Source organism: Streptomyces tendae (assembly GCF_008632955.1).
GTDB lineage: Bacteria > Actinomycetota > Actinomycetes > Streptomycetales > Streptomycetaceae > Streptomyces.
The window spans coordinates 3501674-3524574 of sequence record NZ_CP043959.1 but is presented as its reverse complement, the minus strand read 5'-3'; the positions used below and the strand labels follow the sequence as shown (position 1 = coordinate 3524574).

Sequence of the window (22901 nt, the reverse complement as noted above, 5' to 3'; positions counted from 1 at the left end):
TGCACGGCGCCCGCCGTGCGTCCACCGCACCCGGGAGACAGGCATGCAGTTCCGGATTCTGGGCCCGCCCGACCTGTACGACGAGGCCACCGGCCGGAGCGTCCCGCTCAACGCCCCCAAGACCCGGCTGCTTCTCGGCACGCTCCTGGCCCGGCCCAACGCCCCGGTCGCCCGCGAGACGCTGGTGCGGAACTCTGGGCACCGCTCCCCGCGCCAGGTGCCGCACACCCTCAACGCCCATGTGTCCGCGCTGCGCGCCCGGCTGCTGCGGGCCGAGCCGGACCGGCACGGCGCTCCGCGGCTGACCGCCCGGGCGGGTGGCTACGCACTGGCGGTACGCCCCGAGGAAAGCGACGCGGGCCGTTTCCACCACCTGCTCGGCCGGGCCCGCCGTACCGCCGCGGGGGACCCGGAGGGCACCTACCGGACACTGTGCCGGTCCCTCGCCCTGTGGCGCGGCCCGGTGCTGGGCGGCGGGCCGCACGGTCCCGCCTGCGCCGGCCTGACGGCCCGCCTGGAGCGCGTGCGGCAGGACACGCTGGCCCTGTACTTCGACTGCGCCCTGCGCACCGGCCGGCACGAGCGGGCCGTCCCCGAGCTGCGGGAGGCCGTCGCCGCCCACCCGCTGGACGAGCGCCTGCACGACCTGCTGATGCTGGCGCTGTGCCGCTGCGGACGGGGCCCCGAGGCGATCGGCGTCTACCAGCGCGCCCGGCGCCGGCTGACCGCCGTGCACGGCCGCACGCCGCTGCTGACGGCCCGTCTGGAACAGATCAGCGTCTGCTCCCCGGTGCTCACCGACCCGGCCGCCGAGGACCCGCGCGCCGAGGACCCGCGCGCCGCGGGCCCCGCCCGGACCGCGCCGGGCCGGCCGGACGCCCCCGCCGCGTTCGCGCCGCGCACCGTCCTCGGGTATCTGACCGAGGTGCTCAGCGGCCAGGTGCTCACCTCCCGCTGAGGCGGCCGTCTCCCCGGGCACACGACAGCGCGCCCCCGCGTCGGGCGGAGGCGCGCTGCGGCCGTCGGGGGCCGGCCTGGACGGTCAGAGCTCGCCGAGGAGCTGCCGCGCCGCCTCCATGCCGGAGGAGTAGCCGGCCTCGTGGGAGCCGATCTGATCCACCCCGTGCCGCTTGGCGTGGAAGTACGAGCCGCAGAGCTTCACCCGGGTGCCGGCGTTGACGTCGTAGATGTCCTTCTGCATCTCGCGCACGGGGACGTCGATGACCGGGTGGGTGTAGGGGAAGGAGGCGATGACCGCGGAGGGGTCGATGTCGCCGGGGTAGTCCAGGGTGACGAAGTAGTCCTTCTCCGACGTGAACCCGTGCAGCTTGTTCATGTAGTAGGCGACGTAGGTGCGGTCCGCGCCGTCGACGGCGACCTTGCCGTAGTTCCACGCCTGCCAGCGCTCGCGGTCGGCGGGCATCACCGAGCGGTCGGTGTGCAGCACGACCGACGAGGCGTTGTAGCGGACCTTGGACAGCACCTCCCGCTGCCGCTCGTCCGGGTTCTCCAGGAGCGCCAGCGCCTCGTCGGCGTGGGCTCCGATCACCGCGTAGTCGTAGCGCTCGGTGCCGCGGGCGGTGGTGACGGTGACTCCGTCGGCGTCCTGTCGGACGGACCCGACGGGTTCACCGGACCGTATCTCGGGGCCGATGGCGGCGAGCGCCTTGCGCACATAGCTGACCGAACCGCCGCCCACCGTGCGCCAGTCCACGTGCTGACCGCCCAGACCGCCCTCGTCGTGGCCCATGAAGAAGGCGATGGCCGTGCTGGCCGGCATCTCCCAGATCAGCTCGGCCGGGATGGACCACACCGCGGAGCAGAGCAGGATGACGTAGCTGTTGCGGAAGGCCTGGCTGTAGCCGCCCCGGTCGAGGTACTCGCCGAGCGGGACGTCCGCCTTCTTCCGCACGAAGTCCCTGCGACCCTCGGTGTGGAAGCGGTGGGCCTCGCGCCAGATGGTCAGGAACTCCTCCGAGTAGCGGGCGGACACCTCCTCCTCGCTCAGCCCCAGCTCCGCCGTGCCGTACTCCAGGCCCGAGTCCAGGTCGAAGAAGTTGAACGCGCCCCGGTGTTCGACGGCCTCCACGCCCAGCTCGTCGAAGAACTCGCACAGGTTGGTGTAGGCGGGCCGGTTGAAGACGACGAAGGCCGTGTCGATGCCGAGCGTGCGCCCGTCGTCCTCGACCTCCACCGTGTTGGCGTGACCGCCGAGGCGGTCCTCCCGCTCGTAGAGCGTGATGCGGGCGCGGTCGCGCAGGTGGTAGGCGGCGGAGATGCCGGAGACACCGGCACCGATGACGGCGACACGGGGGACGGCGGATGACGTCATGATCAGGTCCTTACAGAATCGGTGTCCTACGGACGACGTGGCGGTGTCGGCCGGGCCGGCGGTCGGGGTTCGGGGTCAGGCGGTGAGGGAGAGGTCGGACAGGTCGGTACGGCGCAGCAGTCCGGGCCGGCCGTGCTCGGTGGCGACGGCCAGCACGTGGCGGGGCCCGGGGTGCACGACGTCGAACCACCAGCGGGCGTCGTCGCCGGCGCCCAGCGGGTCCTCCACGGCGATACGGCCGTCGGGGCGGCGGACGAAGGCGAAACTCCCCGGGCCCCGGGTCAGTCCTGTGCCGAGCGCCTTGAGGTAGGCCTCCTTCAGCACCCACAGCTCACCGGCCAGGGCGGGGCGGGCGCCGGGTGCGGTGCCCTCCAGCCGGGCGCGCTCGGCCGGGCCCAGGCGCCGCGCCAGATGGGCGGCCAGCCCGTCCGGGGCGGCCGTGGGGCCGACGTCGACGCCGCAGGCCCGCCCCCGGGTGACGACGCAGGCGATCAGCCCGTCGCAGTGCGACAGGTTGAAACGCACACCGTCCGCGGACGACTGCGGCTCGGGCCGGCCGTGCGGACCGCGGGTGAAGCGCCAGCGGTCCAGCGGGCGCCCGGTGCACGCGGAGAGGGCGTACCGGCTCAGCAGCCGGGCGCCCAGGTAACGGCGGCGGGCGCCCTCGCCGGACCTCCGCTCCAGGCCCGCCCGTTCGTCGTCCGTGAGCAGGCGGGTGCCGCCGAGGGCCGTGGCGAAACCGTTCACGGCCCGCTCGGGCAGCAGCCACAGGAACGTCGGCTCACCGGCTCCCATGGGTCCGTCCTCCTTCGTGGTGGTTCCGTCGGTGTGCCGTCGCCCGATCGGTGGGTCAGCGGCGGGCGGCGGACTCGTCGGTGACCCGCTTGGCGAGCGGGAACTGCCAGTGGGAGAACAGCCGGTTCTCCTGGTGGACGTGGCGCAGCACGTCCATCACCTCGTCGACGACGGCCCGCGAGGTGACCGCCTCGTGCGGGTACAGCTGCCTGCGCAGCCGCTCCAGCTGGAGCAGCAGCAGCGACGCGCTGGGCAGCGGCGCGTCCATCACCTCGTGCGAGTGCACGTACGTCAGGACGCAGGCGGCGGCCGCGTGCAGCAGGCAGTACTCCTTGGCCAGCTCGAACAGTTCGGACGACTGCGGGTAGTCCTTGCCGAGCACCTTCTTCAGGGCGGCGGCACGCTCGCGCATCGGGGCGGCCCGGTCGAGCAGTTCACCGGCGACGTCCGCCGCGCAGCGCAGCCGCTCCGCCTCGGTGCCCGAGGACCGCTCGGCGAGGGCACGCAGCCGGCGCACGCCGTCGGGTGCGGCGAGGACGGCGTCGTCCAGGCCGCGGCTGAACAGCTCCTGGCGCACCGGCTCGTAGACGGGCAGCTCCCGGTCCATGCCGAACAGCGTGGCGGCGCGCGCCCCGGCGGCCTCCCGCTCCGGGTCGCCGGCCAGGACGGCCTTGTCCAGCAGCCCGGCGAGCTGGTGGCCGAGGTTGCGCAGGTTGACCACCGTGTTGCCGTCGGCGATGTCCGTGATGAGGATGTCGCGGACCATCTTCTGGTGCATCCCGTAGTGCGGATGACCGCGCAGGAAGGTCCGGGCGCCGAGCACCACCGTCAGCTGGGACATGGTCTTCTGGAGCAGGGTGGGGACCAGGTACTTCGCCACCGACGACCAGACGCTGATCTGCTCCGGGGCCGCCTGGAGCGCACGGGCCGCGCCGAGGACCACGGCGTCGGCGAGCATCAGGTCGGCGAACGCCTCCGTCAGCTGGCGCCGGGTGTACGGCACGTCCCCGATCGCCTCGCCGAACAGCACCCGGCGCTCCGCGAAGTCCATGGCGAGCCGCAGACCGGTGTCCACGGCGGACAGCGCCAGGTGCAGCAGCACCACCCGCGCGGTCTGGCTGGTCTTCAGGGCGATCTCCAGGCCCTGGCCCTCGCGTCCGATCATCGCGGAGTCCGGGACGAACGCGCGGTTCATCCGCACGCCGCTGAGGTCGAGGGCACGGGTGCCGTAGAGGTCCTCGAACGGCAGGTCCTCCACCGTGTCCGCCTCTGCCCGCCACTTGTCGAGCAGGAACAGGGAGTAGGCGGCCGGGCCGGGGCGCTTGCCCGTGCGGGCGAAGACGACCATGCGGTCGGCCACGGTGGCGTTGCCGATCGGCCACTTCTCGCCGGTGAGCAGCCAGCCGCCCTCGGTCCGCTCGGCCGTCACCTCGTTGGCCACCAGGTCGCTGCCGTGCACCCGCTCGGACAGGCCCCAGGAGACGGAACTGCCGCGTTGCACGGCGGAGACCAGTTCGCGCTTCTGCTCGTCGGTGCCGAGGATCCAGGCCGGCATGAAGCCGAGGCTGTTGAGGGCGAGCCCGACCCCGGTGGACGGGTCACGGCGGGCGACCAGCCGCATCAGGGCGATGCCGGTCTCCACGTTCCCCGCCCGTCCGCCCGCCTCCGCCGGCAGGCAGTGGTCGAGGACGCCCCAGCGGCGCAGCAGCGCGACGAACTGGTACGGGTACTCGCCGCTCACGTCGTGGGCGAGGATCTGGGCGAACGGCATGCGGCTGCCGGGGTCGTGCGGGTCGCCGAGGTACTCCTCCAGCCGGGCGGCCGTCTCGGTCACGTCGGACTTGGACATCGGAAGGCTCCTATCGGGGGGTGGCCAGCCGTACGGGCAGGGCGGTGAACAGCCGGTTGCCGTCCCGCAGCGCGAGAGCGGCGTCGAGCGCGGAGTCCGCCGGTCCCCCGTGGTGGCGGGGGTCGGTGCCGTCGGCGCGGGCGAGCAGATAGCCGAGGGCGGCGCCGAGCCATCCGGTGGAGCCGGGTTCCGTGCCGTACAGGGACCGTCCGCGGTTGGCGGACCACAGGTGCAGGCAGCAGGCGGCGGCGTGCAGCCAGGCGTACCGCTCCGCCGCGTCGGTCAGGGCGTTGGGGTCGGCGCCGGGCTCGCGGGCCGCCCGGGTCAGCTCGCCGAGTCCGCCGACCGCGGCCGACAGCCGGAGGGCCGCCGGGCGGGCGTCCCCCAGGTGCCCGGCGACGGCGTCGACGGTGTCCCGCACCCCGGTGAGGACCGGGTCGGTCCCACGGGCGAACAGGTCCAGGCGGGTGGGTTCGTAGGGCGGCAGCGGCGCGTCCAGGGTGAAGACGGTGCGCAGCGCGTCCGGGTCGGGCCGGCGCGTGCCCTCGGTGAGGGTGGGCAGCTGTCCCGCGTAGGAGGCGAGGTTGGCCAGGGTGCTGGCGTCGATCACCCGTACCACGTCGGAGTCGCGCCGCAGTTTCTGGAACAGGCCGGCTCCACCCGGCGTCCCCTCGCGCAGCACCGACCGGGTCGCGAGCACCGCGGCCCCCCGCCGGATCAGGTCGTCGCAGGCCTCGGCGACCACGTGCTTGGCGGCGGGCGCCCACACGCTGAACGCCTCAGGCACCACGTGCACGCCGCGGGCCGCACTGAGCGCGACCGCGTCCGCGGCGATCAGCGCGGCCGTGGCCACGCCGAGTTCGCGGCGGCTGTACGGCGCCTCGGTGAGCACGGCACGGCCCACCCGCCGGCCGGTCGCGAAGTCCAGGGCGAGGCGTACGGCGGTGTCCGCGATGCCGAGGCTGCCGGCCATGCTCATCAGCCGCACGGTCTGCTGCGCCTTGACGGCGGCCTCCAGGCCCTCGCCCTCCTTGCCGACCAGCGCGTCGGGCGGTACGGGCGTGTCGTGGAAGCGCAGGGTGGCCAGGTCGATGCCGCGCATGCCGCCGGTGCGGGGTGCGGGCACCCGTTCCAGCCGGTCCGCCGGCAGGCCCGCGGTCTCCAGCAGGACGGCGGTGAAGGCGCCCGGGCCGCGCTCGCCGGTGCGGGCGACCACGTAGACGGCGTCGCACCGCAGCCCGAGACCCACCATCCACTTCTCGCCGCTGAGTACGCCGTCGGCGAGCCGCACCTCGTTGGTGAGCAGGTCGCTGCCGTGCGCCGCCTCGGTGAGGGCGAAGGCGACCGCGCCGCCCGCGCGCAGGATCTCCGCGGCCCGCCGCTGCTGCCCGGGGCTGCCGTGCAGCTGGAGACAGGTGGCCGCGATGATGCTGAACATCGTGCCCGGCATGATGGCGACGTCCCGGCGGGCCGCCGTGCGCACCAGGGTGAGACTGCGGTCGAAGGACTCCAGGGTGCCGCCCCAGGTCACGGGCAGGTAGTTGAGGTGGAATCCGGACCGCACCAGTTCCGCGCACAGGGCGTCGGGGAACGCGTCGCGCTCGTCGCGCGCGACGGCGGCCGCGAAGCCGTGCGGATTGGCGTCGTCGGCGGGGTCGCCGAGGCGTTCCTCCAGCTCCTCGGGGTCTGGGCGCTCATCGCGGCCCCACCGGGGAGTCGGCGACCGGGCTCTCCAGCGGGACCGGCCGGTAGTCGGCGGCGGTCGGCGGGATGTGCACGCCCGCGGTGCGCAGCTGGGCGAGGCGGGTGTGGAAGGCGGCGCCCCGCATCAGGTGGTGCGCCACGTCGGCGACCCTGCGGTTGCCGGGGGTCTTCAGGTAGCTGCCGGTCACCCAGTCGTTGAAGCTGCCCATGGCCGGGCCGCACCACACCTGGTAGTCCGCGGCACGGTCCTCGTCGCCGGTGACCGCCCAGCGCGAGGACATGCCCAGGTACCAGCGGAAGACCAGGGCCATGCGGCGCTTGGGGCTGCCGGCCGCGCGGCCAGCTGCTCGGGGTCGCGGCGGCTGAAGTAGGTGACACACTCCTGCCAGACGTCCTCCAGCGAGCGGCGGAAGACCTGCTGCTCCAGTCGGGCGCGGTCGGCGGCGGGCAGGGACTCGAGGCCGTCGTGGGCCTGGTACAGCTCGTAGAGGCGCTTGGCGCGCATCGGGAACAGGGTGCCCTTCTTCAGCACCTGCAGCTCCACGCCCATCTCGAACATGTCGGCGGCGGGCGCCATCTCGCAGTCGGCGATGCCCGCCTCGGCGAGCATCTCCTTGGAGCGGGCGGAGGCGCCTGACTCCACGCAGGACTGGTTGACGGACCCGGTGACCACGTACGCGGCCCCCATCGCGAACGCCGCCGCGACCGCGACGGGGGTGCCGAGGCCGCCGCCGGCGCCGACCCGCACCGGTACCGGGTAACGGAACTCGCGCTGCACGCCGTCGCGCAGCCGCAGGATGGAGGGCAGCAGCGCGGGCAGCGGGCGCCGGTCGGTGTGGCCGCCGGAGTCCGCCTCGACGGTGATGTCGTCGGCGAGCGGCACATGGTGGGCGAGCGCGGCCTGTTCGGCCGTCACCAGCCCCTGTTCGACCAGCGCGCCGACGAGTGAGGCGGGGGCCGGGCGCATGAAGCGTTCGGCGGTCTCGGTGCGGGAGACCTTGGCGATCAGGCGGTTGTCGGCGACCACCCGGCCGTGGGCGTCCCGGCGCAGTCCGGCGAGCCGGTAGCGCACCACGTGGGCGGTGAGGTCCATGTAGGCGGAGGCCTCCACGCAGCGCACGCCGTGCCGCAGGAACAGCTCCACGGCCTCCCGCTCCAGGCGGTCCTCGCTGGGGCTGTGAATGAGGTTGACGGCGTACGGCAGTCCGGGGATCTCGGCGGCGAACCGGGCCAGGGCCCGCTCGATGGTCTCGGGCAGCAGCCCGGCGGCGCCGAAGGAGGCGAGGAAGCCCTCCCGGGCCAGGGCCACGACCAGGTCGGCGGAGGCGATGCCGCCGGCCATCGCGCCGGCCATGTAGGGCCGGCGGACGCCGTGCGCGGCGCAGAACGCGGCCGAGCCGAGCCGCTCGGGAGGCAGGGGCTGGGCGGCGGCCAGCAGGGGCAGGCCGTCGCCCTCGGGGGCGGCGAAGCCGCCGGAGGTGGCACCGATGCCCTGGGGGGTGACGGCGATGAAGCAGGGCCGCTCCAGGTCGGCCAGCGCGTCGTAGATGCCGCCGGGGTCGGTGCTGGGGTACCTGTCCCCGTACCAGCGCAGCGGGGTGTCGCGAATGTCCATGGGAAACGAAGCTCCTTGACTGAACGGCGGGTGCGGGCGGGCCGTCACGCCTGGGCGGAACGGACCTCGACGGCCACGTCGGTCAGTTCGTAGATGCGCAGACCCGGCTTCCACAGGTCGGCGTCCGCGATCACCAGCAGGCGGTCGCCCTCCCGGCGGATCTCCTTGACGTGCACGTCGAAGAAGAGCTCCTTGTCGTCGCGGAGGATCTGGCCGCGGTACTTCCAGGCCATCTCGACGTCGGTCGCCATGGCGAAGCGGGGCTGCTCGATCCCGTCGGCGAGGTCCTGCTCCAGGACGAACAGGCGCAGCGCCTGGAGGACGGCCTCCACCCCGAGGGAGCCGGGCATCACCGGGTCGCGGTGGAAGTGGCAGTCGAAGTACCACTCGTCGGGCCGGACGGCGCGCCGGCCGTGCAGGTAGCCGTGGCCGTGCCGGCCCCCGTCGGCGACCAGGTCGACGTGGTCCACGAGTGCGAACTTGTCACCGGGCAGGTGCAGGTGGCCGCCCGTGGGGTCGGTGAAGGCGGGGGCGTCCGCGGGCAGTTCGACGCGGCGCACCCGGGCGGGGTCGGGCTGTTCGGTCTCGATCCAGGTGGGGACGTAGCGGCCGTTGTCGAGGCCGACCTGGTTGGCGAGGGCGGCGGCGCTGAAGTAGCCGAACAGCGACTCGCCGGTGTAGAAGACCTCTCCGTCGGCGGAGAGTTCGTAGCTGAAGTTCTGCAGCACCGCGCCCTGTACGGCGCTCGTCATCAGCAGCTTGGAGTGGTGGCGGACGGTCTTGCCGCGCAGGTCGATGTCCTTCACCAGGGTGGCGCGGCCGTCGAGGTTGCGGATGGAGTACTGCTCCTCGGGGTTCTTCAGGGTGGCGCCCAGGTAGTAGCCGAGGAAGATCGCCGCCTGGAGCGAGCTCTCCATGTAGACCGCGTTCGGCATGTGCGGGTGGGAGTTCTGTTCGTAGTACCAGGCGTCCGGCGGGGAGTCGTACTCGGTGACCATCTCCGCGCCGGGCGACAGGTCGCCGCGGGTGCCCTTGAGGGACATGACCCGGTCGACGAACTGGAAGTCCCCGTTCGGGATGTAGGGGGCACGGCTGTCGCGGTAGACCTCGAACTCCGGGCCCATCGCCATGTCGAGCAGGCCCTTGGCGGCGTGCGCGAGGTGCAGCTCGTTGATCATCGCGGGTTCGCCGGAGCGGTTGCGGCGGCCGAGGAACCGCGGGACGCCGCCGGCCTCCGGGCGGTACGGCGTGCCGTTCTTCTCCCGCACCTGCAGGCCCAGGTTCTTCATCCGGATGACGGGCTTGTCGCCGAGGTAGATCAGGATGTCGGCGATGACCGTGGCGCGGGGCAGGAGCGTCAGCTCCATGACCTCGACCTCGTAGCGGATCTCCTCGTGGGCCTGGGTGATCTGGCCGCGGACCTGGACCTCGATGGGGGTGTCCGTGACGCATTGGAAGCGGGCGTCCGGGAGCGTCAGGTGCATGCCCTGGTGCAGCAGGTAGATCTGCAGCAGCTGGACGGCACCCTCGGCGACGAGGGAGCCGGCCAGGACGTGGTCGTCGGGGAAGTGGCAGGTGAAGTACCAGGCGTCGGGGCTGAGCCGTTTGGTGGCGACGAGCTTGCCGAGGCCGCGCGGGCCGCCCTTGCGGTCGATGACGACGTCGTCGACCATGCGCAGCCTGTCGTCGGGCAGCCGCAGCGCCGGGTTGATGCCCGGGTCCTGCGCGTGGTCGGGGCCGAAGACGTCCCCGGGCCGGCCCTGGGCGAGGAGGTCGAGGTCCGCACGGGTCAGGTGGTTCTTCGCCGTGTACGCGAGGGGCTTGAAGTAGCCCTTGGGGAGGGCGGCGCGGGCGGCCTTCTCCTTCTCGGTCATGACGACGCCGAGCGGGGTGTCGAGCTCCTGCCGGCTGAAGAAGCCCGCGCAGGCGTCGTGCAGTTCGAGGATCAGCTCACCGTCGGCGTAGCACTTGTAGCTGAAGAAGAAGAGGGTGGTGTCGCCCTGGTGCACGAAGCGGTCGATGGAGATGTCGTAGCGCAGCGTCTGGCCGGTGCGGGGCAGGTCGCCGCGGAAGACCAGGGTGCTGTCGAGCAGGCGGTACACCCGCTCGCCCTTGTTGCGGAAGTCGATGCCCAGGTAGCTGACCAGCAGCAGGTCGCACTGGCCTGCCTCGACGGTGACGGCCGGGGGGACGCCGCCGTCGACGGCGTACCAGGCGTCCTCGGGGACGTCGTACTCGGTGGTGATGGTCGCGGGCTTGAACTCGCCGGTGGTGCCCTCCAGGGCGGTGACACGGGTGACGAAGTGGTACGGCGGCGCGGGCAGCCGGACCCGCTTCGCGTAGCCGTCGATCACCCCGAACTCGGGGCCGAAGACCTTGGCGACCGAGCCGACGGCGAACTCCAGCAGGTCGGCCTCGTCCCAGATGACGCCCTCCTTGACCTCGCGGGCACCGCCGTCCGCGTCCGCCTCCGCGGCGTGGGCGGTCCGGGCGGCCTCGGGCGGGAGCCGGGGCGGAGCCGGGGCGGGAGCCGGGCGGGAGCCGGGCGGGCGGGAGCCGGGGCGGGAAGGGCCCGCGGCGCGGCGGCAGGTGCGGGGGCGACGGGTGCGGGGGCCGGCTGGGCCCGCTCCGGCGTGCGCTCCGGCGGTGTCTGTCCGGCGCCGTCCAGGAGCGTCTCCATCCGGTGCAGCGCGGCGGACTGCAGGATGTGCTGGGTCTCCATCACCACGGAGTGCGTGGCGACCATCTGCTTGCGCATGTCGCGCACCAGGTCGGCGGCGACGGCGGCCGAGCTCTCCTCGCGCCCGGTGGCGGGCGGTGCGGCCGGCCCGGTCTGCGGGGGCTCGCCGCCGACGGGCGGGGCCCAGGACAGATGGGCGATCGGGTGCCGTCGAAGGTGATGACCTCGGCGTCGGCGAGGGTCGGGTCTGCGGGCATGAGTGCTGAGTCCTCCGGCGGTACGGGCGGGGCGGAGTGGGCGGCCGGCACGGCGCCGGCCGGCCGGCGCCCGGGAAGGCCGGGCGCGGCGTTCCCGGCGGCGGGGCCGGCCGGGTGGGCGTCGGGGCCGGGCACGAAGGCCGTCGGGGCGTCCGCACCGGGCGCGGCGGACCGCGGCACCGGACCCGTCGGCGTGACCGGTCCGGGTTCCCGCAGGGACGCCGGGGCCGCGGAGACGTCCGGACCCTGCGAGGTGGCCGGGGCGGCACCCGGGGGCGGCGCGGAGGCGCCGGGGGTGTTCGCGGCCGGTGCGACGGCTCGGGCGGCCGTCGGCACCGGGGCGGACGGTGCGGCGTTCCCGGTCGGTGCGGCGTTCGCGGTCGGTGCGGCGGCCCGGTGAGCCGTCGATGCCGGGGCCGGTGGCGCGGCGTTCGCGGTCGGTGCGGCGGCTCGGGCGGCGGCGTCCGACAGCGTGACGGTGGACGGGGTGCCGGGCGCCGTGCGCGTCAGGCCGGCGGTGGCGGCCGCCCGGGACGGAGTCGGCACGGCGGCGACGCCGGCCGGCACGGACGTGCCCGCCGCGGTCGGCGCACCCGGTGACGCGGTGACGGCGCCGGCCGTCGTCCGCGTGGGCGCCCCTGTCGCCAGCTCGCGGGCAATCCTCTCCGGGGCCGGATCCGCGCCGCCCACCCGGAAGCGGGTCGGGCGGACGGTGCGGGCCGGGACCCGGGTGGCGGGCGGGCCGAGCAGGGCGCCCAGGTCGACGTCCAGGCCGTGGGCCGTCAGACGCGCGACGAGCTGGGCGACGGACCTGGTCGCCGGCACGCCCCGCCGGTCGACCGGCACGGCGACGTGTGCCCGGTCGCCGAGGGTCTCGCGGATCCAGCGGGAGCAGGTGGCGCTCGGACCCACCTCGAGGAAGTAGCGGAAGCCGCGTTCGTACGCGCCCCGCACCAGACGCGGGAAGTCGATCGGCGAGCGCAGTGTGTGCGCGATGCGCCGGGCGATCTCCTTCCGGTCCAGGGCGGGCAGTGCCTGGTAGTCGTAGGCGCTGAACAGTTCGAGGTCGCCGAACGACCCCGTCGGGTAGTCGTTCAGGCCGGCCAGGCCGTCGAACTCGCCGTCGACGACCGGGCAGTGCATGACGGCGTTGACGGGTGAGCGGGCCGCGGGGCAGCCCAGTTCCCGGATCAGTGCCTTGCACTGCGCGGGGTCACCGGCGACGACCAGTTCGCCGGGCGTGTTGACGTGGGTGAGGTGGACGCGCTCGTGGCGGGGCAGCGCGGCCCGCACCGATTCGGCGTCGGTGAGCAGCACATGGCTCGCCCAGACCTCGGAGTCCGGTGTCGCGTCCGGCAGCCGCCAGGCCTCGCGCACCGTGCGGCGCGGCCCGCACAGCCGGTCCTTGAAGATCGGGGTGGAGCTGATCAGGGCGTCGTCGCGGCCCTCGGGGCGCCAGCCGCCGGTGGCGAACAGCATGCTGGACTCGCCGAGGCTGTAGCCGAATCCGCCGTGCGCGGTGATGCCAAGGACGTCGCGCACCAGGTCGGTGTAGAGGATCGCGAAGCTGGTGCCGGTGGCGAGCATGAACGGGATGTCGTCGCCGAGGGACGCCTCGAGGGCCATCAGTTCGCGCCGCCCGAGGGCGGTCTGGGTGCGCGGGTAGAGTTCGGCGGCCCGCAGGTGGCGTTCCGGGGCGTCGGCGTGGTCCTCGAACCGGCTGAGCAGTCCCGGCAGGGCGCGGAAGAGGTCCTGGCCGAGGCCCGGGTAGGAGTTGAACGCGCCGGGGTAGACGAGGGCGACCCTGCCGTCCGGGCCGATGGGCCGCGCGGTGGCGAAACTCCCTGCGGGGGTGGCCCATTCGCCGCCGTTCGCTTGCACGGCGGGCAGGTCCCGCGCGGCGAGGTCGAGCTGGGCGCGCAGTTCGGCCCGGTCCCGGCCGACGAGCACGGCCCGCCGGGTCCGTCCGGGCAGCCTGCGGGCGGCGTCGCGGGCGAGGGCCAGGACGTCGGCGTCCCCGGCGAGCAGCGAGCGGTGCCGGTCGATCTCGGCGAGCAGTTCCGTGTCGGTGCCGCCGGACAGCGGCAGGACGACGGGGCCTCCGGCGCGTTCCCAGTCGCTCGGGACGACGGTGCCGCGGGCGGTGCCGGCGGACAGCACGAGGTGTCCGTGCGCACCGGCCGCGCCGATGAAGCCGACGGTGGCGTGGCGGCGGGAGGCGGCCGTACGGCGCAGCCACGGGCGCGAGGTCTGCGGCACGTGCAGGGCCGAGGCGGCGAAGGCGTCAGCGAGGTCGTCGGCCGGCCGGCTCCAGCCGGCGGTGCCGGGCAGGTAGCCGTGGTGCAGGGACAGCACGGCGCGGATCACTCCGGCCATGGTGGCCGCGCAGCCGGCGTCGCCGATCTGTGCCTTGGCGCTGCCGAGCGCGACCCGTCCGGTGCGGCCGGCGGGGCCGGTCGCGTGGTCCTGTGCGGGGAACACGCGGGCGAGGGCGGTGATCTCCGCCCGGTCCTGGGCGTCGGTGCCGCCGGCGTGTGCCTCGACGTAGCCGACGTCCTCGGCGCGGATGCCGGCCTCGGTCAGCGCGGCCTCGGCCGCCGCCGCGTAGGTGTCGACGTCGGCCTCGGGCACCCGCCCGTCGACGGGGGGCGCGTACCGGACGGCGACCGACTCCAGCCGGGCGTACACCGGCGCGGACGACTCGCCGGGCCGGGTGACGACGACGGCTCCGGCGCCCTCGCCGATCCGGCGCCCCCTGGCCCCTTCGGCGAAGGTCAGTCCGGCCTCGGCGACCGCGTCGGGCCGCAGCAGCAGGTTCTCGGCGGAGCCGGCCAGGTCGACGGCGCCGACGAGCACCGCCTCGATGCCCGGGTCGAGCAGCAGCAGCCGGGCGACCTGGAGGGCCTCCGCGGTGCCGGATCCGTCGGACGAGACGGTGAAGGACGGGCCGGTGAGGTTCCACAGGGACGAGATGCGGCTGGCCATCACGTTCCCGATGTAGCTGAGCACCTCGTTGGCGACGATGGGGTCGACGACCGCGTCCCGGCCGGCGCTCGTCAGCCGGGCCAGCTCCTCCTCGTCGACGGGTACGCCGGCCCGGGCGAACTCCTCGCGCACGAAGGCGCCGAGGCCGTAGCGGGTGATCCGCAGATGGGTGGTGGGCTCGATCTCCATGCCGATGACGACGGCGACGCGGCGTTCCGGCGGGGCGCTCTCCCCCTTGGGCACGGCGCGGCTGTACCCGGCGTCGTGCAGGGCCTCGTCGGCGACCTTGACGGCCAGGGCGTGCTGGAGGTTGTAGGTGCGCAGGTCGGCGGGCGGGATCTTGAGGTCCATGGGGTCGATGCCGAGCCCGTCGACGAACGCTCCGTGGGGCAGTGTGTCCGGGCCGACGCCGGTGCCGTGTTCCAGGGAGCCGCCCCGGGTCTGGTCGAGGCCGCGCCAGCGCCGTTCGGGCAGCGGGACCAGCGCGTCCCGGCCGTCGTGGGCGGCGCGCTCGAACGCGTCGAGGGAGTCGAACGAGCCGAAGTGGGCGCCGAGTCCGACGATGTCGAGGGACGGTACCGGGGTCCGTTCGGCGGGGGTCACCTTGGCCGTGGGGTCCGGTTCGCTCAGGACGACGTGGGCGTTGGTGCCGCCGAAGCCGAAGGCGGAGACCGCGGCCCTGCGCGGTCCGTCGCCCTCCGGCCAGGGGCGGCCGGCGCGGACCAGCACGTCCTCGCCGACGCGGCCGTCCTTGGAGCGGATCGGCCGTTCCACGCCGGTCGTCGGCGGGATGTGGCCGTGGCCCATGGCGAGCACGACCTTCAGCAGGCTGCTCAGTCCGGCCACGGTGAGCAGGTGGCCGATGTTGCCCTTCACCGAGCCGAGCAGCGGGACGTGTCCGGCCGCGCCGAAGAACTCGGCGACGGAGCCGGCCTCGGTGGCGTCGCCGATGGGGGTGCCGGTGGCGTGGCATTCGAGGTAGTCGACGGTGGCGGGGTCGACGCCGGCCTGCCGGTAGGCGAGTTCGTAGGAGGCGAGCTGGCCCGCGCCCTGCGGGACGAGGAGGTGACGGCCGCTGCCGTCGTTGGTCAGGCCGATGCCGTCGACGACGGCGTGGATGCGGTCGCCGTCGCGCAGGGCGTCCTCGAGGCGCTTGACGGCGACCATGCCGGCGCCCTGGCCGGTGAGGATGCCTCCGGAGCGGCCGTCGAAGGGCTGGCTGAATCCGTCGCGCGGGTAGGCCTGGAGGTCGCCGAACGACAGGTGGATGAGGGTCGGGTCGGGGGCGCAGACGCCGCCGGCCAGGACCAGGTCGGCCTGCCCGGAGGCGAGGTGTTCGCAGGCCAGCTTGAGCGCGTACAGCGCGGAGGAGCAGGCCGCGTCGAGGGCGTAGCGGGGGCCGCCGAGTCCGAGCGCGGCGGCGGCGACGGTGGCCGGTGAGCCGCTGACTCGCAGGTCCTCGGGGTGGAGCCGGGCCGGGTCGACGCGGTCCTCGGCGCGGGTGAGCGCGCCGAGCGGCGGGTGGCCTGCGCGGCGGAGCCCTTCCAGGACCGCCTCCTGCACCAGCGGCACGCTGACCCGCGCCGACGTGGGCGTCGGGAAGGAGTAGTTGCCGAGGACGAGGCCGGTGCGGGCCAGGACGTCGGGGCGGTCGGCGTGTCCGCTGTCGCGCAGGGCCTCGCGGGCCACGTGCAGCGACCAGTGGAAGATCCGGTCGAGTCCGGAGAGGTGCCCGGGGTCGAGGAGGTAACCCTCGGGGTCGAAGACGAAGTCGGTGACGAAGCCGCCCCGGCGGCAGTAGATGTCGTGCCGGGGGTCGCGGTCGCGGGGTTCGGGTGTCCGGCCGAAGACCTCCTCGCCTCCCTCCCGGCGGCTGTCCGTGCCGGTGCGGAGGTTGTGCCAGAACTCGGCGGGCGTCTCCGCTCCCGGGAACAGGCAGGAGAGGCCGATGATGGCGTACGTGCTCATGAGAGCTCTCGGGTCCCTTCTGACGGGCGGCCGGCCCGGACGGCGGCAGGGTGTGAGGAGCCGTCCGGGCCGACCCGGTCGCTTGCGCGGGTACGAGGCGGAGTCAGCCGCTGATGAACTTGGCCGCCAGCTGCGGGGCCGAGACCACGCGGACGCCGTCGAACCGGGCCAGCACCGTTCCGTCGGGGGCGCAGGCGGTGATGGTGAGCGACGCGGTGGTGCTGCTGCCGCCCTGGGCGGGCTCGACGACGATCAGGAAGGGCTCGTCGTCGGGCAGCGGGTGGTGCAGGTCGACGCGGGCCGCCCCGAGGGGCAGGGAAGCGCTGCCGCGGAACAGCCGCACCCAGACCAGGCCGGCCTGCAGCAGCAGGTCCGCGGTGCCGGGGGCGAACCGGGTGCCGCCGAACGCGCCGCCCTCGGGCCGCAGTTCGGGCAGCCGGGCCTGGAGGACCAGGCGGGACTCGTCCTCGGCGAGGATCCGGCGCACGCCGCGCAGGGCGGGGCCGTGGAAGAGGGTCCCGTCCGTGTAGAGGCCCGCGGCGTCCCGCCCGCCGTCGAGGGCGGGCAGGCCGCTGACGGTGGCCTCCGCCGGTTCGGTGCCCGGGACGGCGACGGCCGCGTAGTGGGGGCGTACGGTGCCGTCCGCCTGTGTGGAGCGGACGGCCGCCCGGACGGTGTCGCCCTCCGGGGTCATGGTGAGGGCGAGCCGGCCGGGCTCGGTGCCGTCGAGGACGATGCCCTTGTGGACCTCGAAGTCCCTGAGCTGCCGGACCTCGGTGCCGGTGCCGCGTTCGACGGCGCCGACGATCCAGCCGAGCGCGGCCACGGCGGGGAGCACGGGGGCGTCGCCGATGACGTGGTCGGTGAGGACCGGGTGGCCGGTCAGGCCGGCGAGCGGGCGCTCGACCGTCACGGGGGTGGTGACGGCGGGACGCTCGGGTGCGGACAGGGGGGTCGTCGGGCCGAGGACGGTCACCACGTCGGCGGCGCGTGCGGCGGTGAACTGCTCGGTGAACAGCCGGGCGCCGGTGTCCTGCGGGATCAGGGTGATGCCGCGCTCCCGGAAGACGGCCTTGATCTCCGGGGAGACCATGCCGCTGTCCCAGGCACCCCAGTTGAGGGAGGTGACGCGGGCGGCGGGGTGACGCCGCTTGAAGGAGGCGGCCCAGGCGTTGAGGACCTCGTTGGCCATGGCGTAGTCGGACTGTCCGCGGTTGCCGAAGAATCCGGCGACCGAGGAGAACAGCACGACGTGGCGCAGCCGGGCGGCGTCGAGCGCGCCGGACACCACGCGCAGGCCGGTCAGCTTCGGGGCGAAGACCCGCTCGATCTCGGAGGCCTTCTTGTGGGCGACGAGCTGGTCGGCCAGGACTCCGGCGCCGTGCACCAGGCCGGTGACGCGCTCCCGGTAAGGGGCGAGTGCGGCGGCGGTGGCGGCGGGGTCGGTGATGTCGACGGCCAGGTACTCGGCGGTGCTTCCGGCGGCCCGTACGTCCGCGAGGGTCTGCCGGATCTCACGGGCGCCGGTGACGGCGCGGGACAGCTGCTCGACCCGCTTCGGGGTGGGCTTCTCGCCGGACGCCTTCAGGTGTGCGGCCGCTGCCGCCTTCAGGGCCGGTTCCGCCACGTCCCGCGCCCAGTCGGGCTCGTCCTCCAGCGGGGTGCGGCCGAGCAGGAGCAGGCCGGGCCGGCCGGTGCGGGCCAGTTCGGTGACGCACGCGGCGGTGATGCCGCGGCCGCCGCCGGTGACGACGAGCAGGTCGTCGGCGGTGAGCGCGGGGACGTCGTCGGAGGCGGGCCCGGCCGGTTCCGCGCCGAGCGTCAGGCCCACGCGGCGGGTGCCGTCGTGGCCGACCTGCGGGGTGTCGCCGACGGCGTCGTGCGCCTCGGTCAGGACGAGGGCGGCGCCGGCCTCGGCGGAGAGGGCGGGGTCGAGGTCGACGGCCCGGACGAACAGCCGGGGCGCCTCCACGGCCAGGGTCTTGACCAGCCCCGACACACCGGCGGCGGGGGCGAGTTCCTCGTCGACACCGCTCAGGCCGAAGGTGCCGTCGAGGCGGGTGACGGTGACGAAGGCGGCACGGCCGGCGTCGGCCGCGGCGGTCAGCGGCTCCACGGCGTACTTGGCGGCCAGCAGGGTGTGCGCGAGGCGCCGGGTGCCCTCGCTCCAGTCACCGCCGTGGGCGGCGCCGAGGGCGACGACCAGGGAGACCCGGTCGGCGAGGGCGAGTTCCATGCGTTCGGCCAGTTCGGTCACGCCCCAGCCGGTCAGGACGTGGTCCTTGACCCCGCTGACGCGCTGGGTCACGCCGGGCAGGCGCAGCACGTGCACGTGGCGTCCCGTCCCGGCGAGGAGTGCGGCGAGGGCGGGTGCCAGCTCGGAGCCGTCGTCGATGACGAGGGCGCCGGACCCCTGCGGGTAGGCGTCGGCCAGCTGGTCCGGGGCGGGCAGTTCGACGAGCGCGGCCTGGGCCCTGCCGATGCCGGCGGGCGGCTGCCCGGCGCGGGCGGACGTGGTCTGCGCGGCGGGGGCGGCGGGCTCCGGGGTGTCAGCGGTGCCGCCGGACAGGAAACCGACGATGTCCCGCAGCGTGCGGAGCTCCGCCAACTGCTCGGGACCGGCAGCCACACCACCACCGAACCGCTCCTGCATCACACCCATGATCTCGACACGCTTGATCGAGTCGATCCCAGATCCGCCTCGACATCCATGTCCAGATCCAGCATGTCCGCCGGATAACCCGTCTTCTGCCCCACCACCTCCAACAACACCGACTCCACACCCGCCGCGTCCACGCCGGGGAGACGACCGACGGAGCGGCGGGCGCCACAGCACCACCCGAACCGCCGGACAGGAAACCCACGATGTCCCGCAGCGTGCGGAGCTCCGCCAACTGCTCGGGACCGGCAGCCACACCACCACCGAACCGCTCCTGCATCACACCCATGATCTCGACACGCTTGATCGAGTCGATCCCCAGATCCGCCTCGACATCCATGTCCAGATCCAGCATGTCCGCCGGATAACCCGTCTTCTGCCCCACCACCTCCAACAACACCGACTCCACACCCGCCGCGTCCACGCCGGGGGAGACGACCGACGGAGCGGCGGGCGCCGGGGCGGCCGGTTCGGGCGCCGGCGGGGCCGTGGGGGCGGGCGCCGGGGTGGCGACCAGCGCCTGCGGGACGGCCGGGGTGAGCGCGTGGGCCGGGGCGCGGTCGGGGGCGGCCAGCGCCGGCGGCACCGGGCGCGCGGTCTCGCGGGCCGCCGGGACGGCCGGCCGGACGGGTGCGGGACGGGTTGCGGGGGCGGCCGTGCCGAGCTCGAGGCCCGCGAGGTCCCGCAGGATCTCGTTGGCCCGCAGGTGGCTGCGCCCGATGTCGAGGCCGTGTTCCTTCACTGCGTTGATGCCGGGCAGGACGTGCCCGAGCTGTCCCTGCTCCGCGGCGCGCTCCAGGAGGCCGGTGAGGCGCTCGGCGCTGTGCAGCTGGCTCGTCAGGTAGTCGTCGTGCAGGGCGAGATGGTCGGCCACGAGGTCGGCCAGGCGGTCACTGTCCACGTGTGCTGTCTCCATGACGGTGGGAGCTGGAGCGAGGGCGGGCGCCGCGGGAGCGGGGGCGGGCGCCACGGCCCGCGGGGTGCTCCGGGCGGCCGGGACCGCGGCGGACGCGCCGGCCGGTGCGGTGGTGGCGTAGGCGGGTGCGACGGCCGGCTCCGGTACGGCGGGGACGCCTGTCGGCGCGGCGGGTGCGGCCGGTGCGGCCGGTGCGGCGCCACCGGCGGGGCGGGCGGGGTCCTCCCCCGTGCCGGGCACGGCGGGGACCGCGATCCGGTAGCCGTTGTCGATGGCCTCCCGGTAGGCGGCCCTGCGCTCGGGCGAGACGTAGTTGATGCCGTTGAGGAGGATGGACATGCCCTTGGCCGCGGGCTGTTCCTCCGGGGGCGCGACGTAGCGGTCGGCGGTGGCCAGGGGCAGGCCGAGGACGGCCAGCCGGGCGACGGCCTGCTTCAGGGTGAGGTCGGCGTCCTTGCCGGGGCCCGCGTCCAGGGAGAGCGCGGTGTGCTCCCGGTCGCCGAGGATGCGCTTGACCAGCTGGGTGAGTACGCCCTTGGGGCCGAACTCGACGAAGACCCGGTGTCCGGCGGCGTACATCTCCTCCACGCGGCCGGCGAAGTCGACGGGGTTGATGAGCTGTTCGACGAGGACGGCGCGGTTGGCGGCGACGTCCTCGCCGTACACGGCTCCGGCGGTGTCGGCGTAGACGCTGCCCCTGGGGGCGGTCACCTCGTACCGTTCGACCTCGGCGCGGAACGCGTCCAGGGCGTGGCCGACGAACGGGGTGTGGAAGGCGGCGGAGACGGGGAGCCGGGCGGCCCGCAGTCCGGCCGTGCCCGCGTCGGCGACCAGACGCTCGATCTCCGCGGTGGGACCGCCGACGACGATCTGGTCCGGAGCGTTGCGGTTGCAGACCTGGAGGCCCGGACGTCCGGCGAGGAGTTCGGCGACCCGGTCCTCGGCGGCCGAGACGGCGGCCATGGCGCCCGCGTCGACGTCCGTCCCCTCGGGCGGGGACATCGCCTTGCCGCGGGCCCGCGCCAGGGCGTGGAAGGCCTCGTCGGTGAGCGCCCCGGCCGCCCACAGGGCCGTCAGTTCGCCGAAGCTGTGGCCGAGGAAGCCCTCGGCCTCGAAGCCGAGTTCGGTGAGATAGCGGTACTGCCCGGCCGACAGGGCGCCGATGGCGGGCTGGGCGTAGGCGGTGGCGCGCAGCGCGCTCTCCTGCTCGGCGCGCTCGGCGTCGGTGAACGCGGGCGGGGGGAAGGCGACCCGGGACAGCGGGACCTCGCCCTCGAAGTGCCGGTTGGCGGCGTCGAAGGCGGCCCGCAGCGGCGGCAGGGCGAGCACGGCGCCGCGGCCGGGGTCGACGTACTGGCTGCCCTGTCCCGCGAACAGCGCGGCGACCTTGCCGCCGGGCCGGGCGGTGCGCCGGAAGTACACGCCCCGGGGGTGGGTCCAGTCCTCGCTGCCGGGACGGGCACGCAGTTCGCCGAGGGCGAGCGCGCGCAGGTCGGCGAGTTCCTTCTCGGTCCGGGCGACGAAGGCGACCCGGGCGTGGCCGGCGGGCGCGGGTTCCGTGGCCGCGGGAGCCCCGGAGGCGAGCGCCTCGGTGAGCCGCGCGGTGTCGGGGGCGTGCCACAGGTGGACCTGTGCGACCGGGAACCTCACGCGCAGGTCGTCCCCGTCGCCGTGCTCCTCCATGACGACGTGGAAGTTGGTGCCGCCGAAGCCGAACGACGACAGCGCGGCCCGGCGCTTGGGCCGCTCCGGGGTGCGGATCCAGGGCCGCGCCTCGGTGTTGACGTACACCGGGCCGGAGGTGAAGTCGACAGCGGGGTTGGGCCGGTCGACGTTGATGGTGGGCGGCAGCACCTTGTGGTGCAGGGCCAGGGCGAGTTTGATCATCCCGGCCGCGCCGGCGGCCGCCTTGGTGTGCCCGATCTGTGACTTGACGCTGCCCAGCGCGGCGAAGCGGGTGCTGTCGGTGGCCTCGGACACCACCGCGGACAGGGCGCTGAGTTCGGTGGCGTCGCCGACGGCCGTGCCGGTGCCGTGCGCCTCGAACAGCTCCACGCTGGCGGGTGAGCAGTCGGCGTCCTCGTACGCGCGGCGCAGGGCCACCATCTGGCCCTCCTTGCGGGGGGCGTAGATGGACTTGAAGCGGCCGTCGCTGGAGGTGCCGATGCCGCGCAGGACCGCGTAGACGCGGTTCCCGTCACGCTCGGCGTCGGACAGGCGGCGCAGGGCCAGCATGCCGATGCCCTCGCCGATCAGCGTGCCGTCGGCGTTCTCGTCGAACGGGCGGATGTGCCCGGACTTGGACAGGGCCGGCGTCTTGCTGAAGCAGAGGTACATGAAGATCGTGTTCTCGGCGTCGCAGCCGCCGACGATCATGGTGTCGGCGCGGTGCTCGACGAGTTCGCTGACGGCGGTGCGGACCGCGCCGAGGGAGCTGGCGCAGGCGGCGTCGACGGTCATGTTGATGCCGCCGAGGTCGAACCGGTTGGCGATGCGTCCGGCGACGACGTTGCCGAGCATGCCGGGGAAGGAGTTCTCCTCCCAGGGCGCGTACGCCAGGCGGAACTTGGCGACGATCTCCTCGGCGTCCCGCTGGGACAGGCCGCAGCTGCGCACGACCTCCTTGAGCACGCCGCTCTGCAGCCGGGCGGTGAGCGGCTGGGTCAGCTGGTTGGCGCCGGTGATGCCGAGGACCACGCCGGTACGGGACTTGTCGTACCAGGGCTGTTCGGCGCCGGCGTCCTTCAGCAGGTCCCGGGCCACGACCAGGCTCAGCAGCTGGAGGACGTCGGTGACCTCCAGCGTGTTGGGCGGGAGCCCGAACTCCAGCGGGTTGAAGGGCGTGTCGGGGATGAAACCGCCGCGCCTGGCGTACGTCTTGTCCGGCACCGTGGGGTCCGGGTCGTAGTGCTCGTCCACGTCCCAGTGGCCGGCGGGCACGTCGTCGATGCAGTCGGCGGCGGAGACGACGTTCGACCAGAACTCCCGCAGATTCCTGGACTTGGGGAACAGGGCGGAGAGGCCGACGATGGCGATGGGGTCCCGGGCGAGCCGGTGGTCGAGGTCGGAATCCTGCGAAGAGTTCACGGCGAGTCTCTCTGGATCTGGGGCGAACAGGGACGCCGGGAGCGGCGGGCGGCC

At 74.4% G+C, this 22901-nt stretch carries 9 protein-coding genes and 1 pseudogene; 1 reads left to right on the top strand and 9 read right to left on the bottom strand.

Annotated elements, in window-relative coordinates; all coding sequences use genetic code 11:
• The first annotated feature begins 43 nt into the window (after positions 1-43).
• On the top strand, positions 44-958 hold the full coding sequence (locus F3L20_RS16085) for an AfsR/SARP family transcriptional regulator (protein ID WP_150154976.1): 915 nt from the start codon (positions 44-46) through the stop codon (positions 956-958).
• Between the two features lie 84 nt (positions 959-1042).
• Here the strand turns inward: F3L20_RS16085 and F3L20_RS16080 are convergent, their stop codons facing one another.
• From F3L20_RS16080 to F3L20_RS34630, 9 genes and pseudogenes are all read right to left on the bottom strand, one after another.
• Positions 1043-2332 carry an NAD(P)/FAD-dependent oxidoreductase gene (locus F3L20_RS16080; RefSeq protein WP_150154975.1) on the bottom strand — a complete coding sequence of 430 codons (1290 nt, stop codon included), beginning with the start codon at positions 2330-2332 and terminating at the stop codon, positions 1043-1045.
• Between the two features lie 75 nt (positions 2333-2407).
• A complete protein-coding gene (locus F3L20_RS16075; protein WP_150154974.1) occupies positions 2408-3127 on the bottom strand; it encodes a 4'-phosphopantetheinyl transferase family protein in 720 nt (239 codons plus the stop codon).
• Positions 3128-3182: 55 nt separating this feature from the next.
• Positions 3183-4976 carry an acyl-CoA dehydrogenase family protein gene (locus F3L20_RS16070; protein ID WP_150154973.1) on the bottom strand — a complete coding sequence of 598 codons (1794 nt, stop codon included), beginning with the start codon at positions 4974-4976 and terminating at the stop codon, positions 3183-3185.
• Positions 4977-4986: 10 nt separating this feature from the next.
• Positions 4987-6540 carry an acyl-CoA dehydrogenase family protein gene (locus tag F3L20_RS16065; protein ID WP_240810658.1) on the bottom strand — a complete coding sequence of 518 codons (1554 nt, stop codon included), beginning with the start codon at positions 6538-6540 and terminating at the stop codon, positions 4987-4989.
• 130 nt (positions 6541-6670) lie between these two features.
• Positions 6671-8295 (bottom strand): annotated as a pseudogene (locus F3L20_RS16060) (PfaD family polyunsaturated fatty acid/polyketide biosynthesis protein).
• Positions 8296-8339: 44 nt separating this feature from the next.
• A complete protein-coding gene (locus F3L20_RS16055) occupies positions 8340-10649 on the bottom strand; it encodes a 3-hydroxyacyl-[acyl-carrier-protein] dehydratase FabA (RefSeq protein ID WP_240810655.1) in 2310 nt (769 codons plus the stop codon).
• Positions 10650-11016: 367 nt separating this feature from the next.
• Entirely contained in the window at positions 11017-16185 is a 5169-nt protein-coding gene (locus tag F3L20_RS16050; RefSeq protein WP_150154971.1) for a beta-ketoacyl synthase N-terminal-like domain-containing protein, read from the bottom strand.
• A 103-nt stretch (positions 16186-16288) separates the two neighbouring features.
• Positions 16289-18814 (bottom strand): SDR family NAD(P)-dependent oxidoreductase, encoded by a 2526-nt coding sequence (locus tag F3L20_RS34635; RefSeq protein ID WP_240810654.1) that lies wholly within the window; start codon positions 18812-18814, stop codon positions 16289-16291.
• Entirely contained in the window at positions 18735-22847 is a 4113-nt protein-coding gene (locus F3L20_RS34630; protein WP_240810653.1) for a type I polyketide synthase, read from the bottom strand. The genes F3L20_RS34635 and F3L20_RS34630 overlap by 80 nt, the downstream gene beginning before the upstream one ends.
• Positions 22848-22901 lie beyond the last annotated feature (54 nt).